We start from the raw sequence: 15,305 nt of genomic DNA on the forward strand, positions 1-15,305 counted from the left end.
CGGAACAAGGTGTGATCCCCCTTGCGTCCGGCCCGGTTCAAAAGCCCGGCTCCGGCACCACTTCTGCCTTATTCGCGCGCAGGTCGGGGGGAAAATGCGGTCCTGCTTCGTTCTGCAGGACAATTGTTTGACATGTCAATCAACCCCCCCTAGTTTTCCGGGGAACCGGAAGAGAGAAAGCTTAAACATGCCGAAGAGCCAACCCTACTGGCCGCTGCCCGCATTCCTTGAGGATCCGTCGCAGGGCCTCGCGCAAAGCGAAATGCCGCATGAGGATTACCTGACCTATCGTATCGGCATGTTGTCGGGAGAATTCAACCGGAATATCTCCAAGTACTTTTCCCGGCACTTCGGCCTGACCCTGGCAGAGGGCCGGGTGCTGGCCCGGCTGGGAAATGCGGGCCCGCTGTCCTACGGCGAGATCTGCGAGAAGCTGCTGCTGGACGGGGCCCAGATCAGCCGCGCGGCGGCGGCGCTGGTGGACCGGGGCTATATCCGCAAGGGCAATGATCCCAAGGATGCCCGGCGCGCGATCTTCGAAGTGACGGAAGAAGGCCATGCGGTCGCCGAAGAAGTCATCCGGATCGGCGTGGCGCGGCAGAAGTTCCTGCTGGACAAGCTTTCGGCCACGGAACGCAAGACGCTCTATCGGTCGCTGTCAAAGCTGATGGGTGTCATGGCGGAGCTGAACGCCGAAGGCATCCTGCTGGGAGAGGCCGCCACGCAGGAGATGGTCTGAGCCGCCCATGGCGCGACCGGCACTGACGGCCTGGACGATCCTTCCGGCAAGATGATCTTCTTCACCACAGGCAGGCTCTGATCCCTGATCAAAGGACCAGGTTGGAACGCGCCCGGAGTTTTCCGGGCGCGTTCCGCTTTTGGGGGCCGTCCTGCATGGGACCGGTCCGGAACGGGGGGAGTTCAGTCCGGAACCGGCGCAGGCATGGCCCCGCGGGGGAGTGCGGTGTGAGAAAAGACGAAGTCCAGCGCCTCTGGCAGCGTTTCCTGCCAGACCTTCCATTCGTGATCGCCATCGACCACGCGGAATTCGACCTGCCTGGGCTGATGCTCACGCAGCTTCTGGTAAAGCACCGCGCCGTGGTAGGCGATGTCGAAAGTGTCGTGGTCGCCGGAGTTGATATACATCGGCACGACGACATCCTGCGCCAGGTAGTCATCGATATAGGCGGTGTAGTTGAGCTCTGCCCACTTGTCCGGATCGAAGGCGCCGTCCGGCCCCACGAAGCTGGCACTGCGGTTTCCCGAGGAATGCGAGGGCGGCACCGGCACGTAGGACGCCGGCGAGAGCGCGGCGGCAGCGGCGAACATCTCTGGATGCTCCAGCGCGAAGTTCACGGTGCCGAAGCCCCCCGCCGACAGGCCCGCGACGGCGCGCCCGGCACGTTCCGGGATCACGCGCCAGGTGGCTTCGACATGGGGGATCAGGTCATCGAAAAAGGCGGTTTCGGCCGGTTCGTTGTAGCCATCCACCCACCAGCTGGGAGAGGAGGGCATGAGGACGACCGCCGGCGGGATGGTGCCTGCCCCGATCTCCTGGTCCAGGATGCTGGCGGCGTTGCCATCGGTGACCCAGGTGCGTTCGTTCCCGCCATTGCCATGCAGCAGGTAGAGGTGGGGATATTGCATCTGGCTGTCGTGGTAACCGTCGGGCAGGTAGATCGAATAGACGTAGTCGCGCCCAAGGGTTTCGGAGGCGAAGTGATAGGTGGCGACCTCTCCGGCCCAGACCGGCGTGGCGCAAAGACTGACCACCGCCAGGGCGGCGGTGTTGCGGATGACCATGATGCTTTCCTCCCTGAGAGCCACGGGGACGTGACAGGGGAATGCAAGCATGACGTGTTTGATTGGTCAAGGATGTATCCGCACGGGCGGGTTTGCCGTCAGGCCCAGGGGGCATCCTCGCCCGGCAGGTGCTGGCCAAAGACATGCTCACGGTGCCATTTCAGGTTGGCCGGATGCGGACGGTCCCTTGGATCGCCGGGCAGGCAGAGCTTGCCGCCCGGCATGAAGAGCCGTTGCACGACATCAGTGGGCACCTTGTTGCTTGAAATCATGATCGTCTCGTTGTCCTCGGCAACGGAGATCAGGCCGCGATCGAACATCCAATGGACGGTCGCGGACAGGGCGATGCCGTTGCGGACGGAGTCGCTGCCGTTGTGTTCGACAGGACGGATATGGGCGGCCTGTACCTCTGGTCGGCCGCCGCCGTTCCGCAGCCGAAGCCCGGAGACGGCGCAGCGGAAGTCATATGCCTCGCGCACCTTGCGGCGGAAGGCGACATCGCGGAAGCGGCGCCGGGTCAGCCGTTCCACGACCGGGCGGTGAAAAATCGCGGCGGGCTCGGCGATCTCGTGGCCGGGGGGCTGGTAGCGGCCCGCTTCGATCTCTTCCAGGTTCTGCGGCAGGCCGAGGTCGACGATGCGGGCGAAATCGGCCTCTGGCAGACGCCGGACGGCCAGCTGCTGGGCGCCGCCGGACTTTGGAGTGCCATCTGGGTGCATCAGGGCCTGTTCAAGCGGGCGGCCATCGACAAGGCGCGGGACCTCTTGGTCAAAAGGGAGGTAACTGCCGCGCTCAATTAGCGCGAGGTAGCGGCCTTCGGAACCCGGCTTCTCTATGACGTCCCGGATCTTCGCCACGGCGAAATAGCCCCGTGCTCCGGCCTTGACCGGTTCGTAGTAAACGGCCCAGTCGCCGATCCCTTCGCGGGCGGCTTTCAGGTAGGATTTCGGAAAATCGTAAACGACGTCGAGCTCATCATCGTATTGCGAGTCGTCTCGATGCAAGAGAACCAGTTTAACCATGGCGCCAGGAAACCAAGCCGCCGGGAAAAGGCAATCCCCTTTCGATACTTACGGGCAAATGCGGGCCAGGATCGCGGTGCAGTCGCTGCCCGCCATTGCCCCGGTGATCCGCCCCGCCTGGCCATCCAGGCGGGTGGCGGTGAAGGCGTCCGCCACCGGCGCGGGCGCGTGGCGGATCAGGAGCGAGGCTTGCAGCAGCAGGGCAAGGCTTTCGACGAACCAGCGCGCCTCTGCCTCTGGTGGGAGGGCGGGCCAGCGCTGCTTGTGGGCCTTCAGCGCGGCGTCGTAGCGCGCGTCGCTGCCCAGGGCGGACGAAAGCTCTGCCTGCAGGGTCTCTGCGGCCAGCGGTTCCCGGGCCAGGGTGCGCAGGATGTCCAGGCAGATCACGTTGCCGGAGCCCTCCCAGATCCCGTTTAGAGGCGCTTCGCGGTAGAGCAGGGGCATGGGCGTTTCCTCCACGTAGCCCATGCCGCCCAGGGCCTCCATCGCCTCGTAGGTCACTTGCGGCGCGCGCTTGTTGTTGTGGAGCTTGGCAAGCGCGACGCTGATGCGGGCGAATGCGCGGTCTTCGGGGCGGGAGCCGTCAAAGGCGCGGGCGGTGCGCAGGCCCAGGGCCAGGGCGGCTTCGACATCGAGCTGCAGGTCGGCCAGCACCGCCATCATCAGCGGCTGATCGATCAGGCGGCGCTGGAAGGCGGTGCGGTGGCGGGCCCAGTGGTGCGCTTCTGACAGGGCCGCGCGCATGAGGCCGGCAGGGGCCATGGCGGTATCAAGGCGGGTATGGTGGACCATCTCTATAATGGTTCGCACGCCGCGCCCCTCTTCGCCGACGGGATAGGCGAGCGTATTGGCGAACTCGATCTCTGCGGAGGCATTGGAACGGTTGCCGAGCTTGTCCTTGAGCCGCTGGATGCGGAAGGTGTTGCGATCTCCCTCAAGCCAGCGCGGTACCAGGAAGCAGGTCAGCCCGCCGGGGGCCTGGGCCAGGGTCAGGAACCCGTCGGACATGGGGGCAGAGCAGAACCACTTGTGCCCCGTCAGGCGGTAGGCCTCTCCATCAGGGTGGGCGCAGGTGGTATTGGCCCGCACGTCCGAGCCGCCCTGTTTTTCCGTCATGGCCATGCCCAGCGTGGCAGCGCGCTTTTGCGTCACGGGCAGGAGGGCGGGATCATAGGCGCGCGCGGTCAGGCGGGGGTGCCAGAGCTCCGCCAGGCCGGGGGCGGCGGAAAGCGCCGGGGTGGCGGCATAGGTCATGGTCAGCGGGCAGCAGTGGCCCGGTTCCACCTGGCTGGCGAGGTAGACCATGGCGGCATGGGTGACATGGCCGCCCGCCGCGCCCTCCCAGGCGACGGCGGCGTAACCGGCGCGGGCGGAGACCTCCATGAAGCGGTGATAGGCGGGGTGAAAGCGCACCTCGTCCAGCCGCCGTCCGGCGCGGTCGAAGAGCTGCAGTTCCGGCCCGTGGCGGTTGGCGTCACGCGCGGCCTCTGCCATCTCTGCCTTGCCAAGGGTGGCGGCATAGGGTGCCAGGGCCTGCGCCTGGCCGCCGTCCCGCGCGATGGCCTCGCGCAGGGGCTGGTCCTGGGCCCAGAGGTCACGATCCCCCCGGGCCGGGGGTTGGTTCTGCACCTCGTGGGTGCCCAGGTCACTGCGCGCTCCGCTCATGGTCGATCCTCCCGTGGGCAAGCCTAGACCCGGCAGGCCACGGGCGGGAAGCGGAACGTTGCGACCTAGCCGGTTACGCGGGGATCCACCGGGGTGCCGCTGGGGGCGCGCTCCAGCCGCGCGGGGTTGGACCAGGCGCGCTGTCCCGCCGCATCCAGCACCGTCACGCGGATCCAGGGGGAATTGGCAAAGCGCGCCAGGGGCACCTCTGCGCGGGTCATGGAGTGGCCGTGCACCGCCACCGCGGCAGAGCCCGCACCTTGCACGATGACCGAGGCCGCGGCGGAACATTCCACCGTCACGCTGTCCGTCCCGATGCGGATATCGCGCAGCTCCGGCCCCTTGCTGGAATAGAAGGCGCCGTCCTTCAGCGCCTGAAGAAGTGCCTCGGGCGTATTCTCGGTGGCCTTGACCATGACCCAGCCGCCGAAGTGATCGGGTTCTGAGAAATGCGCGTCATCGGTGGCGATCAGGCTGAGGTCGCGCCCCTCGCTCAGCAGCAGGTCCGCGATGGAGAACCCGTCCGGGCGGTCGCAGCCCATGGCGCAGCCGTGGTTGTAGATTTCCACCGCATGAGCGGCCTGGATGGAGCGCGCATCCGCCAGGGTCAGGCCGGACCACTGCGGGTGGGCCACGGCGACGAAGGCCCCGGCCTCTGCCGCGCGGGCGGCGATCTGGGGGCCGGTTTCCTGGCCCGGAACGGGGCGGAAGTGGGGCGCGTTGCCGGGGGCGAAATCCGTCGGCAGGCCGACGGCCAGGATATGCCAGAGCTCTGCGTTCTCCATCGCGCCGGAATGCAGCTCTGCGCCCAGGAGGGTGGTGAAGTCTTTCGTGCGGAAGGGGACCGTATCCGCAATGGGGTAGTCGAAGAGACCGATGAAGTGGTCCGTCAGGGCAATGAAATCATAGCCTTCGGCCATGTAGCGGCGGCAGACCTCTTGCGGGTCGAGCACCCCGTCGGAGAGCGTCGAATGGGTGTGCAGGTTGCCGCGCCAGAAGGATCCGGGGCGGGAAAAGGCGGTCAGTTGCATTGCGGTCTCCGGACTCATTTCGGGCTGGTTAAGCGCCCAAGGCAATGGTTTCATGACGGCGATGAAACGGGAAGGGCGGGAGCGCTGGAAAACCGCATGAAGGGTCTGGAAAACTTGCCGGGGATGCTGGCCGCGGGCGACTGGCCGGCGGCAGAGAAGCTGTTGCTGCGCGCCGCGCGGGCCAGGGGTGCCGGGGTGCCGGTCTTTTACAACCTGGGCCGGGTGATGATGGAGCAGGGCAAGTGGCGCCCCGCCCAAACCTGGCTGAAGCGCGCGCTGGCCGCCGATCCGCGCCACGCCAATGCCTGGTACGAGCTTGGCCGCGCCGCGCTGGAGCTGGAGGATTTGCAAACGGCTCTGCGCGCCTTTGCAAAGTCGGTCGAGGCGGCGCCGGGCGATGCGGATGCCCGTATCAGCCTGGGCCGCGTGGCGCTGCGCCTTGGCGATCATGCCCGGGTGAGGGAGGTCCTGGCGCCGCTGGCTGGCCGGGATGCCGAGGTGGACGGGATGCTCTATCGCGCCGCGGCAGAGTTGCGCCTGCCGGAGGCGGCCGAATTGCAGGCCGCCCTGTGGCAGCGCGATCCGGCGCAGGCGCTGAAAGCGGTCACGCGGGCGTCGAAAGGGCGGCTTTCCTTGCAGCTTTGAGGCCGCGTGGCTTTGCCTTCGCCGGCTGGCTATCAGGCGGCGGGGGTACGGGGGGCTCTGCCCCCGGACTTAGCTGCGCTTTGCCTGGCCGGGCGTTCGATCAGTGGCGGAAGTGCTTGCGGTAGGTGCCGGGTTCCGTGCCGAGCGCCGCCTGCATGTCCCGGTTCGCCTTGATCTGCGCCTCTGTCATCGGGGCGATGTCCAGCGTACTGGTCGCGCGGGGCAGGGGGATGACCTGGGCGATGGGCGTGCCCGCGGGCAGGGTGCCGGTAAAACCTTCTTCCAGCCAGAGGGCGGGGAAATGCACGTAGCCATCCCGGAAGAGGTCGCAATCGACCTGGCCGGAGAGGGTCCGGAAGGGCAGGTCCTCTCTGTTGAGGGGATGGGTGAAAAGCAGCGACCAGCCGGCAGGGGCCTCGAGGGTCCAGAAATTCATGAACTTCAGGATCGAGTTGACCGCCAGCCGGTAGGGCGCTCCGCTGGCCTGTTCGGGCACATGCAGCCCCACCGGCGCGCGGGAGATCAGCGTGTCCGGCAGGGCGGGTGGATCCCAGTCCCAGGAGACCACGCCGGCCTCGAAATGCAGGTCCGCCGCCAGCGGGATCATGATCCCGAGCGAGAGCGCATCCAGGAAGGGCGGGCAATGTTTGAGCGTACGCACCACCGCGCCGCCCAGCGTCGGCGCCGGGGCCTCGGACGGCATGGCGCGCAGCCAGTCGGGCAGGGCCTGGCGCGCTGGCCGGGGCCGGGGCAGCAGCGGTTCCAGATCCGGGTGGCAGCGGGCGGTGATCAGGGGGGCGTTCATGGGCGCAGTCAGCCGCCTTTTCGCTCGCGCGACAAGAGAAAGGTATGCAAGAGCGCGCCTGCCACGGTGATCGTGATGATGACGGTGCCGATAGCGTTGATCACCGGGGGGTGGCCATTGGGATTGCGGCCCATGGCGCCGATTTCCGTGGCCAGGGTGCAGGCCCCGCCCTTGGCGAACATGGTGGTGTTGTAATTCTCGATCGAGGCCATGAAGGCGATGACCCCGGCAGAGACCAGCGCGGGCGCGAGGTAGGGCAGGGTCAGGCGGCGGAAGACGCGGAAAGGCGAGGCCCCGAGGTCGAGCGCGGCTTCCTCAAGCTCGATCGGCTGGCGTTGCAGGCGGGCCATGAGGATGAGCATCGGGTAGGAGGCGATGAAGGTGACCTGTGCCATGATGATGGTGAAGAGACCGGCATTGATGCCGACCTGGCCCCAGAACACCAGCGCGCCCAGGCCCAGCACCACGCCGGGGGCCAGCATGGGCGAAAGAAGCACCCACCAGAGCACGCCATTGGCCTTCGAGCGCCAGCGCGTCAGCAGCACCGCGCCGGACAGTCCCAGCAGCAGCGCCAGCGGCACCACGATCAGCGCCACCCAGATCGAATTGCCGAAGCAGGAGATCAGCCGGTCGCGATCCAGCACCCGCAGCACCGGATCGGCGCGCAGCTCGTCCTGGGGCATCCAGAAGAAGCTGTACCACTTGGTCGTGAAGCCGCGCCATTCCGTCACCGAGGGCGGCGAGATGTTGTTGAAGGAGGAGATCACCATCAGGATCAGAGGGCCGAACATGAAGACCAGGAAGAGCCCTGTGTAGATGTTCAACAGGCGGTCGGATTTCATGCCGCGGTCCTTTGTGCTGCCGGGGCGGGGGGCCAGCCCCCCGTCTCCGTTCCGGAGACTCCCCCCGAAGTATTTCCGGCCAGATGAAGGGATCTGGTCATCACTGCACCCTCGCGAAGTCTTTCAGGCGCGTCCGCATGAGCCACATGAAGAGCGCCACCAGAAGGAAGCAGAGTATCGTGTAGCCGAAGCTGTAGGCGGCGCCGATGTTGGAATTCTCGCTTTCGAAGAACTTGTTGTAGATCGTCTGGGAGAACCATTCCGCCTGCAGCCCCCGGCTGATGATGCGGGGGACGGAGAAGGCACCGGCGGAAAGCATGAAGGTGGCGATGCAGCCCACGGCGATGCCGGGCTTGGAATGGGGGATGATCACGCGCCAGTGGACGCGCCAGGTCCGGGCGCCGAGGTCCTCGGCCGCCTCGATCTGGTTGCGGTCCAGCGTCGACATGACGTTGTAGATCGGGAACACCATGAAGAGCACGTAGGTGTAGACGATCACCACGAAGATCGTGCCGGGGAAGCGCTTGAACTGGATCGGCTCGCTGATCAGGTGGCTCCACATCAGGAGCGAGTTGATGAGGCCCTGATTGTCGATGATCGTGGTCCAGGCGTAGATCCGCATGAGCTCGACGATGGCATAGGGGATCACGAGGCCGACGAAGAGCCAGACGGCCTTGTCCGGGGGCGTGGCCAGGGCGACCTTGTAGGCGATGGGGTAGCAGACGATGAGCGCGAACGCCGTGGCCATCAGTGCGAAGGCGATGGTGCGCACGAGGGTGACGAGGCCGAGGCGTTCGTAGGTCTGGCCCTCGACCTCGTAGCGCAGGCCGAGGAGGCCCAGCATGCGGTTGGAGAGGCGCGCGTCCTCGAGTGCCTTCTGCTCTGCACCCAGGGGGATTAGCCGCGGGGCGGCGAGGGCCTGGAAATTCGACAGGGTGAAGGGGAAGGCGTTGGCCTCTTCCGCCTGCAGGCGGGCGAAGAGGTCATCGGCAAGCGCGGCGATCTGCTGCGCGGTGTCGAGCTGGGTTGGCAGGGGATCTGTGGCAACCACGGCGAGGCTGGGCAGATTGTAGAGCGTGTCTAGGTATTCCGCCGGCGCGCCGGTGTCGCGGACAAGGCGGGAATGGGTGGTGGCACGGTCACATTGGATGATGAAGCCGCGCCCCTGGCCGGTGGGCGCGGCGCCGCCGATTGAGGGGGTGCCCATGACGCCGCCGCCAATGGATGGCGTGGCCATGCCGCCGGACGTTGCGCCGCCGATAGAGGGCGTGGCCATGCCGCCGGATGTCGCCCCACCTATGCTGGGCACAGCCATGCCGCCGGGCCCCCGCGTGGCGGGGGGCGTGGCGGTCATGTCGCGTTCAAGCAGGGCCGCGCAGGTCTTTGCATCGCGGCTGATCCGCAGGGCGATGGAGCTGTCTAGCTCCCGCGCCGGCGGGGTCACCGCGCGCTCCAGCATGGAGAGCTGCGGCAGGACGATCAGCATCAGCCCCCAGGCTGCCACGGCTAGGAAGAAAAGCGCCGTCAGCCCTGGGCCATATCCCCTCAGCAGCCCCTTCATTGCGCGGCCAGCTCGCGGCCGGTGCGGGCCAGCGGGCCTTCGGGCAGGATCACGGCGCTTTGCGCGGCAAAGCCGATCCGCGCCTCTTGCGCCATGGGGGCCAGGGTGCCGGTGTTGGTCTGGTGCAGGGTCAGGCTTTGCCCCGTCGGGGTCAGGAATTCATAGGTCACGAAGGCCCCTTCCAGATCGCGGCGCTTCAGGTCGGCGGTGAAGACATTGCCCGGATCGCCAAAGACCATCTGTTCGGGGCGCACGAAGAGGATCGCCTGGGCGCCGGGTTCAAGACTCTTGGGATTGCGCCCGACAAGCTGGCCCGAGGCGGTCTCGATCCGCGCCATCGCGCCATCGGTGGCCACCACGTGACCGGGCAGGGCGTTGACCTCGCCCACGAAACTGGCGGCAAAGGCGCTTTCGGGGGCGGAATAGATCTCGTCCCCGGTGCCCACCTGTTCGATGACGCCGTTGTTCATCACCGCTATGCGGTCCGACATGGTCAGCGCTTCGCCCTGGTCGTGGGTGATGTAGATGAAGGTCACGCCGGTCTTCTTCTGGATCTCGCGCAGCTCGGCCCGCATGTGCTGGCGCAGCTTCAGATCCAGCGCGGAAAGCGGCTCGTCCAGCAGCAGCACAGCCGGCTCCACCGCCAGCGCCCGCGCGATCGCCACCCGCTGACGCTGCCCGCCTGACAATTCAGAGGGCAGCTTGTCCCCCTGGTCGCCAAGCGCCACCAGCTCCAGCAATTCCTGGGCGCGCTGCCGCCGCGCCTTCTTGCCCACGCCGCGCGCCTCAAGCCCGAAGGCCACGTTCTCCCAGACCGGCATCAGCGGAAACAGCGCCAAGTTCTGGAAGATCAGCGCGGTGGGACGGGCGTTGGGGCCGATGCCCTTCATGTCCTCGCCGCCGATCAGCACGCGCCCGTCCGTGGGCTCCACGAAGCCCGAAACGGTGCGCAGGATCGTCGTCTTGCCACAGCCCGACGGGCCCAGGATGGAAAAGAACTCGCCCGCCTCGACCACCAGGTCGGTCGGCTGCACGGCGGTAAACCCGTTGGGATAGGTGATCGACACCCCCTCAAGACGCACATCGCGCCCGCGCATCGCCAGGTCAGTCATGGATTCCCCGATCTCATGGAAAGGCGCGCCGGCCCCTCTCTTCTTCTTGCTTCATAAACTCCCGCCGGAGGCATCCGACCTTTCGGTGCGACGCAGCGGCGAAAATGGGGGCGCGCAACAGCCGTCGCGCGCCCCCCAATCGGATCAGGCGTTGGTGATGATCTCGACCATCTCGTTCACGACAGGCGCGTAGAACGGGGTGTCGGACTGCCACCACCACATGTTGCCCAGCACTTCCGGCGTGTAGACTTCGTTGAACTGCGCCCGGAACTCTTCAGAGGCAAAGTCCGCGGCACCGGTCACGGCAGAGTTGTAGCCGGTGTTGTTGGCGAACATACCGCCGACTTCCGGGGTCAGCATGAAGTTCATGAAGGCGATGGCCTGTTCGGTGTTCTCCGCGCCGCGCAGCATCCCGAAGCTGTCGAGCCAAGTGATTATGCCTTCCTTCGGCGCGCGATAGACGAAATCGGGGTTCTCCCGGTTCAGCAGCAGCCCGGTGGTGTCCCAGGTCTGGCCGATGATGCAGCCGGCGTCCTTGAAGGCGGCCGTTGCCTCGGTGCCGTTGTTCCAGAAGGCGCCGAAGTGGTCCTTGTTGGCCACCATGAATTCGACCACCTTGCCGAAGATGCGGCGGGCGTCTTCCTCGGACTTGTAGACATCGTACATGCGGTTGGACTGCACTTCGCCGATCGCATCCAGGTAGAGGCCGACGCCGATCAGCGCGGATTTCTGGCGGAAGGCGGATTTGCCCTCGGTGCCGTCAGCGAACATGTCGCCATAGGAGAGATCCGCATCCGAGATCGGCAGGGCCGCGCGGTTCAGCGTGATGCCCTCTGTGCCCCAGTCGAATGGCAGGACGACCTGGTTGCCGTTCTGCACGCCGCCAAGAGAGGCGCTGTCGCGCAGGAAGGCGGGGATGACCGCATCCGCGTTCACGTCCTCGGGGATCGGCTGGAAGAAGTGTTCGCCGCTGTCGTCGTAGTAGTTCGACACGTTGGTGATGGAGGGGAAGACCACGTCGAAGCCCTTGCCGCCATTGGCGCGCACGGTCGACTCGGCTTCGTCGTTGGATCCGAAGGTGGTCAGGTCCAGGGTGATGCCGGTCTCCGCCTCGAATTTCTCGGCGATATTGGGCTGGATGTAATCCTGCCAGGCGAAGATCTTGACCGTGCCGGAAGATGCCAGCGCGTCAGAGGCGCGCAGGACAGCCGGCGCAGCGACCGCGCCTGCGGTCAGCTTGAGGGCATTGCGGCGTGTGAAAGACATTATGACGATAACTCCCCTGTCTGATTAATCTCCGCTCGCCGGGTCAGCATGGCCCTGTCCCGGTACGGACCTGGCTCGCTTAGACGCGCAGTGACACTTTTCCATGACATTTTTGTTGCAGGTTTATGAAAGCCGGAGCTTGACTGTACGGTCAATAAAAAACTGAGGCGCTGAGCGAAGATGGCTGTGTGGCCGGGCAATCGTGGGCAGCTTGTAGCGCGTCTGGGGCAGGGCAATCAGCCGGCGGTCACTGGCCATTGCGGCTGGCGCGGCGCGGCGGCCCTTGCCTGCAAGGTCGGGGCTTGAAACCGGTCGGCAGAAAATATGCAGACTGGACTTTTCTTGACTGTTTGCTCAACTTTCCCGAAGGGGCACGGATTGACAATCCTGATCGTATCAGTCAACTTTTCCCTATCCAGCCACTTCGCCATGCGCGGGGAAGCCCGATTCTGAAAATCAATAGGATCTGACGATGACCTGCGCTGAGCTCGTCCCTTGTGGATGCCAAGCCCCTTACACGCGAGCGACCCCCAATGTGGGCACCTTCCTGGTGTGCCCCCCGGGCAAGGGAGCTTGATGCAATGGAGGAGGCAACGAGCATGAAGCCGTATCGGAGCGGTGGCACCCCTGAAGGGGACAACGGCAGCCCGGCTGGAAAAGAAGGAAACGACCCGATGATGTCTGAGAAAATCGACCGCAAGACCGCGACCCCCGCGATCCCGCAGCATGATGCCGTGGAACTGACGGCGGGCGGCTCTACCGCGCAGATCGTCCTGAACGAACAGATCTACACCCTGCGGATCACCCGGGCCGGTAAACTGATCCTGACGAAGTAAGCGACCGGGGCAGGGGCATCCTCCGGAACGGGCAGAAGGGCCGCCACGTTGATGGCGGCTTTTTCCTGTCGCAGGCCTGTCCGAACGCGGGCAGCCGCCGGTAGGCGGGGCTAGGCCAGGGCCGCACAGGCGCGGGCGATCACGATTTCCTCGTTCGTCGGAATGACCAGGGTGCGCACCTTTGCGCCCAGGGCAGAAATGTCGCGCTTTGCGGCCGCGTTCCTGTCTGCGTCCACGGCAATGCCGATCCACGCCATGTCCTGGCAGACCCTTTCGCGGATGGGGGCGGCGTTCTCTCCGATGCCGCCGGTGAAGACCAGCGCATCCACGCCCCCCAGTGTCGCGGCCAGTCCGCCTATCTCCCGCTTGATGCGGGCGATGTAATAGGCGATGGCCTCTGCCGCTTCAGGCACATCGGAAGCAAGCAGCGTGCGCATGTCATGGCTGACCCCCGACATCCCCTTCAGCCCGGAGTGCCGGTAGAGCAGGTCAGAGAGGTCTGGCGCGCTCATCCCCTGATCCAGCAGGTAAAGCAGCACGCCGGGGTCGATCTGGCCAGACCGGGTGCCCATGGGCAGCCCGTCGATGGTGGAGAACCCCATGGAGGACGCCACGGAGCGCCCGCCCTTCAGCCCGCAGATGGAGGCGCCGTTGCCCAGGTGTGCGACGATCACGCGGCCCTCTGCGAGCGCGGGTTCGGACTCTGCCAGGTGGCCGGCGATATAGCTGTAGCTCAGCCCGTGGAAGCCGTAGCGGCGGATCCCGGCGTCGTAATAGGAGCGCGGCAGGCCAAAGGCATCCTGCACGAAGGGATGGCCCCGGTGAAAGGCCGTGTCGAAGCAGGCGATCTGGACGGCATCGGGGAAATCCTCCATCGCGGCGCGGATGCCTGAAAGGTTGTGCGGCTGGTGCAGCGGGGCGAAGGGCACCAGGCTTTCCAGGTAATCAAGCGCCGCGGCGTCCAGGCGCAGCGGTTCTGCGCAACGCGTGCCGCCATGGACGACCCGGTGGCCGACGGCAGTGATACTGGTCTGCGGAAAGCAGGTGCGGATCGCATCAAGCGCGCAGAGCAGGGCGCTGGCATGGCTTTCGCCTTCGCTGGGGCTGAGGGCGCGTTCCATCAGGCGGGCGCCGGTCATGTCCGTGAGACGCAGCGTGGTGCCCGTGCCGATATGATCGACAAGGCCCACGGCCAGCTCCCGCGCGGTGCGGTCGAACAGGGCAAACTTCAGCGAGGAGGATCCCGCGTTAAGGGTCAGGATCGCCTGGCTCATGGCGTGATCCCCGTGATCCGGGCGTGGTGCAGCGCGGCCACCGCGCAAGAGGCCAGCCGCGCCATGTCGTCATCGGCGCGGGAATTGAGGATGATCGGCACCCTTGCCCCCAGCACCAGCCCGGCGGCTTCGGCGTGCGAAATGTAAGTCAGCTGTTTGGCCAGCATGTTGCCCGCATCCAGGTTGGGCACGACCAGCACGTCGGCCATGCCCGCGACCGGCGAATGGAGACCCTTGGTGCGGGCCGCCGCCAGGTCGACGGCGTTGTCCATGGCAAGCGGCCCGTCAACCAGCCCGCCGGTGATCTGCCCGCGCTCTGCCATCTTCGACAGCAGCGCCGCATCGAGGGAGGAGGGGATATCGGGGTTCACCGTTTCCACGGCAGACAGCACGCCGACCTTGGGTTCCAGGATCCCGATGGAGCGCGCCAGGTCGATGCCGTTCTGCACGATATCGACCTTGGTCTTGAGATCCGGAGAGATGTTGATCGCTGCATCCGTCACCAGCAGCGGATGCGGCAGCCCCGGCACATCCATCACGAAGACATGGGTAAAGCGCCGCCCCATCCGCAGCCCTGTCTGCTTGTCCAGCGTCGGGCGCAGAAGGTCATAGGTGTGCAGGTGCCCCTTCATCAGCGCATGGGCCTTGCCGGCATGCACCAGGTCCACGGCGCAGCGCGCGGCATCGCGGTGGTGGGCCAGGTCGATGATCTGGATGCCGGTCAGATCTGCGTTCATCTCTTCGGCCACCTTGCGGATCTTCGCCTCTGACCCGATCAGGATCGGCTCTATCAGCGTGTGCCGCCTGGCCAGCAGGGCCCCGCCCAGGGAATTGGGCTCTTCGGGGCAGACGACGGCGGTCAGCAGCGCGGCAAGCGGCTCTGCTTCTTTCAGGATGCGTTCGAAATGGCGGTGCCGTTGCAGGATCAGCCCCGGCAGGTCGGCGCTGTCCATGCGGATCTTGCGGGCCGGGGCGTGGACGATCGACGTCCCGCTGAGCACGAGGGCCTCATCCGCGATCCGGCGCACCTCTGTCGCAAGGGTGACGGTCTTGTCCGCCGGGTCCTTACCGGTGACGGTCACCCGTACCAGCAGTTCATCCCCGGCATGGGCGACGCCGTGGAAATCCACGTTTTGCGATTTGTAGAGCGTCCCGGCACCGGGCAGCAGCGATCCCAGCACGGCAGAGATCAGCGCGGCAGAGAACATGCCGGGCGTGATCGCCTCTGTCACGCCGTCGCCATCCCCGTCCGCATAGGCAAGATGCAGCGGGTTGTGATTGCCGGTCACGCTTGCAAAGCCGATCAGGTCATCCTGCGTGCAGAGCCGGCGGAGTTCGGAGCTTTGGCCGATGGTGAGCTCGTCGAAGGTGAAATTGTCGATCTGCATCGTGATGTCCCAGGGCTATTTTGCAGGCGCAGCATAGCGCGATGGTTGGCCGGCT

14 protein-coding genes are annotated in these 15,305 nt (G+C 66.0%); 3 read left to right on the forward strand and 11 right to left on the reverse strand.

Translation table 11 applies throughout. The features are described from left to right. The first annotated feature begins 187 nt into the window (after positions 1 to 187). Positions 188 to 739, forward strand: a complete 552-nt coding sequence (locus HCZ97_RS01120) for a MarR family winged helix-turn-helix transcriptional regulator (protein ID WP_167686816.1) — start codon at positions 188 to 190, stop codon at positions 737 to 739. A gap of 182 nt (positions 740 to 921) precedes the next feature. On the opposite strand, the gene HCZ97_RS01125 is transcribed toward HCZ97_RS01120, so the two are convergent. From HCZ97_RS01125 to HCZ97_RS01140, 4 genes are all read right to left on the reverse strand, one after another. Then, a complete protein-coding gene (locus HCZ97_RS01125) occupies positions 922 to 1,803 on the reverse strand; it encodes an esterase family protein (RefSeq protein ID WP_167686817.1) in 882 nt (293 codons plus the stop codon). Positions 1,804 to 1,901: 98 nt separating this feature from the next. Beyond that, positions 1,902 to 2,825 carry an HNH endonuclease gene (locus HCZ97_RS01130; protein ID WP_167686818.1) on the reverse strand — a complete coding sequence of 308 codons (924 nt, stop codon included), beginning with the start codon at positions 2,823 to 2,825 and terminating at the stop codon, positions 1,902 to 1,904. A 48-nt stretch (positions 2,826 to 2,873) separates the two neighbouring features. Next, complete coding sequence (locus tag HCZ97_RS01135) at positions 2,874 to 4,490, reverse strand: acyl-CoA dehydrogenase family protein (RefSeq protein ID WP_167686819.1); 1,617 nt, start codon at positions 4,488 to 4,490, stop codon at positions 2,874 to 2,876. Positions 4,491 to 4,555: 65 nt separating this feature from the next. Then, positions 4,556 to 5,521: a PHP domain-containing protein gene (locus tag HCZ97_RS01140; RefSeq protein ID WP_167686820.1), complete on the reverse strand. Its 966-nt coding sequence runs from the start codon at positions 5,519 to 5,521 to the stop codon at positions 4,556 to 4,558. A gap of 96 nt (positions 5,522 to 5,617) precedes the next feature. Between HCZ97_RS01140 and HCZ97_RS01145 the strand changes: the two genes are divergently transcribed. Then, positions 5,618 to 6,166, forward strand: a complete 549-nt coding sequence (locus tag HCZ97_RS01145; RefSeq protein WP_167686821.1) for a lipopolysaccharide assembly protein LapB — start codon at positions 5,618 to 5,620, stop codon at positions 6,164 to 6,166. Between the two features lie 100 nt (positions 6,167 to 6,266). On the opposite strand, the gene HCZ97_RS01150 is transcribed toward HCZ97_RS01145, so the two are convergent. From HCZ97_RS01150 to HCZ97_RS01170, 5 genes are all read right to left on the reverse strand, one after another. Further along, complete coding sequence (locus HCZ97_RS01150; RefSeq protein ID WP_167686822.1) at positions 6,267 to 6,971, reverse strand: hypothetical protein; 705 nt, start codon at positions 6,969 to 6,971, stop codon at positions 6,267 to 6,269. An 8-nt stretch (positions 6,972 to 6,979) separates the two neighbouring features. Next, on the reverse strand, positions 6,980 to 7,813 hold the full coding sequence (locus HCZ97_RS01155) for an ABC transporter permease (RefSeq protein ID WP_167686823.1): 834 nt from the start codon (positions 7,811 to 7,813) through the stop codon (positions 6,980 to 6,982). 100 nt (positions 7,814 to 7,913) lie between these two features. Beyond that, the gene (locus tag HCZ97_RS01160) at positions 7,914 to 9,374 is read right to left on the reverse strand and encodes an ABC transporter permease subunit (protein WP_167686824.1); all 1,461 of its coding nucleotides are present in this window, start codon (positions 9,372 to 9,374) and stop codon (positions 7,914 to 7,916) included. Further along, a complete protein-coding gene (locus HCZ97_RS01165) occupies positions 9,371 to 10,471 on the reverse strand; it encodes an ABC transporter ATP-binding protein (protein WP_167686881.1) in 1,101 nt (366 codons plus the stop codon). The genes HCZ97_RS01160 and HCZ97_RS01165 overlap by 4 nt, the downstream gene beginning before the upstream one ends. Before the next feature lie 159 nt (positions 10,472 to 10,630). After that, positions 10,631 to 11,752, reverse strand: a complete 1,122-nt coding sequence (locus HCZ97_RS01170) for an extracellular solute-binding protein (protein ID WP_167686825.1) — start codon at positions 11,750 to 11,752, stop codon at positions 10,631 to 10,633. Positions 11,753 to 12,426: 674 nt separating this feature from the next. Between HCZ97_RS01170 and hemP the strand changes: the two genes are divergently transcribed. After that, entirely contained in the window at positions 12,427 to 12,588 is a 162-nt protein-coding gene (hemP, locus tag HCZ97_RS01175; protein ID WP_167686826.1) for a hemin uptake protein HemP, read from the forward strand. A 110-nt stretch (positions 12,589 to 12,698) separates the two neighbouring features. On the opposite strand, the gene HCZ97_RS01180 is transcribed toward hemP, so the two are convergent. Together HCZ97_RS01180 and HCZ97_RS01185 are read right to left on the reverse strand one after the other, a co-directional pair. Further along, positions 12,699 to 13,862 (reverse strand): acetate/propionate family kinase, encoded by a 1,164-nt coding sequence (locus HCZ97_RS01180; RefSeq protein WP_167686827.1) that lies wholly within the window; start codon positions 13,860 to 13,862, stop codon positions 12,699 to 12,701. Further along, positions 13,859 to 15,250, reverse strand: coding sequence for a bifunctional enoyl-CoA hydratase/phosphate acetyltransferase (locus HCZ97_RS01185; RefSeq protein ID WP_167686828.1), 1,392 nt, complete (start codon positions 15,248 to 15,250; stop codon positions 13,859 to 13,861). Before HCZ97_RS01185 ends, HCZ97_RS01180 begins: the two co-directional genes overlap by 4 nt. Between the last annotated feature and the right edge of the window lie 55 nt (positions 15,251 to 15,305).

The sequence above is a fragment of the Pseudooceanicola sp. HF7 genome, assembly GCF_011806405.1.
In the GTDB taxonomy this organism is placed as follows: Bacteria; Pseudomonadota; Alphaproteobacteria; order Rhodobacterales; family Rhodobacteraceae; genus Pseudooceanicola.

Excerpts from the sequence above, each read along its gene's own strand:
- hemP (WP_167686826.1), top strand. The coding sequence starts at position 12,427 with ATGATGTCTGAGAAAATCGACCGCAAGACCGCGACCCCCGCGATCCCG.
- HCZ97_RS01135 (WP_167686819.1), bottom strand. The coding sequence starts at position 4,490 with ATGAGCGGAGCGCGCAGTGACCTGGGCACCCACGAGGTGCAGAACCAA.
- HCZ97_RS01130 (WP_167686818.1), bottom strand. The coding sequence starts at position 2,825 with ATGGTTAAACTGGTTCTCTTGCATCGAGACGACTCGCAATACGATGAT.
- HCZ97_RS01120 (WP_167686816.1), top strand. The coding sequence starts at position 188 with ATGCCGAAGAGCCAACCCTACTGGCCGCTGCCCGCATTCCTTGAGGAT.
- HCZ97_RS01150 (WP_167686822.1), bottom strand. The coding sequence starts at position 6,971 with ATGAACGCCCCCCTGATCACCGCCCGCTGCCACCCGGATCTGGAACCG.
- HCZ97_RS01180 (WP_167686827.1), bottom strand. The coding sequence starts at position 13,862 with ATGAGCCAGGCGATCCTGACCCTTAACGCGGGATCCTCCTCGCTGAAG.
- HCZ97_RS01185 (WP_167686828.1), bottom strand. The coding sequence starts at position 15,250 with ATGCAGATCGACAATTTCACCTTCGACGAGCTCACCATCGGCCAAAGC.
- HCZ97_RS01170 (WP_167686825.1), bottom strand. The coding sequence starts at position 11,752 with ATGTCTTTCACACGCCGCAATGCCCTCAAGCTGACCGCAGGCGCGGTC.
- HCZ97_RS01125 (WP_167686817.1), bottom strand. The coding sequence starts at position 1,803 with ATGGTCATCCGCAACACCGCCGCCCTGGCGGTGGTCAGTCTTTGCGCC.
- HCZ97_RS01155 (WP_167686823.1), bottom strand. The coding sequence starts at position 7,813 with ATGAAATCCGACCGCCTGTTGAACATCTACACAGGGCTCTTCCTGGTC.
- HCZ97_RS01165 (WP_167686881.1), bottom strand. The coding sequence starts at position 10,471 with ATGCGCGGGCGCGATGTGCGTCTTGAGGGGGTGTCGATCACCTATCCC.
- HCZ97_RS01160 (WP_167686824.1), bottom strand. The coding sequence starts at position 9,374 with ATGAAGGGGCTGCTGAGGGGATATGGCCCAGGGCTGACGGCGCTTTTC.
- HCZ97_RS01140 (WP_167686820.1), bottom strand. The coding sequence starts at position 5,521 with ATGCAACTGACCGCCTTTTCCCGCCCCGGATCCTTCTGGCGCGGCAAC.
- HCZ97_RS01145 (WP_167686821.1), top strand. The coding sequence starts at position 5,618 with ATGAAGGGTCTGGAAAACTTGCCGGGGATGCTGGCCGCGGGCGACTGG.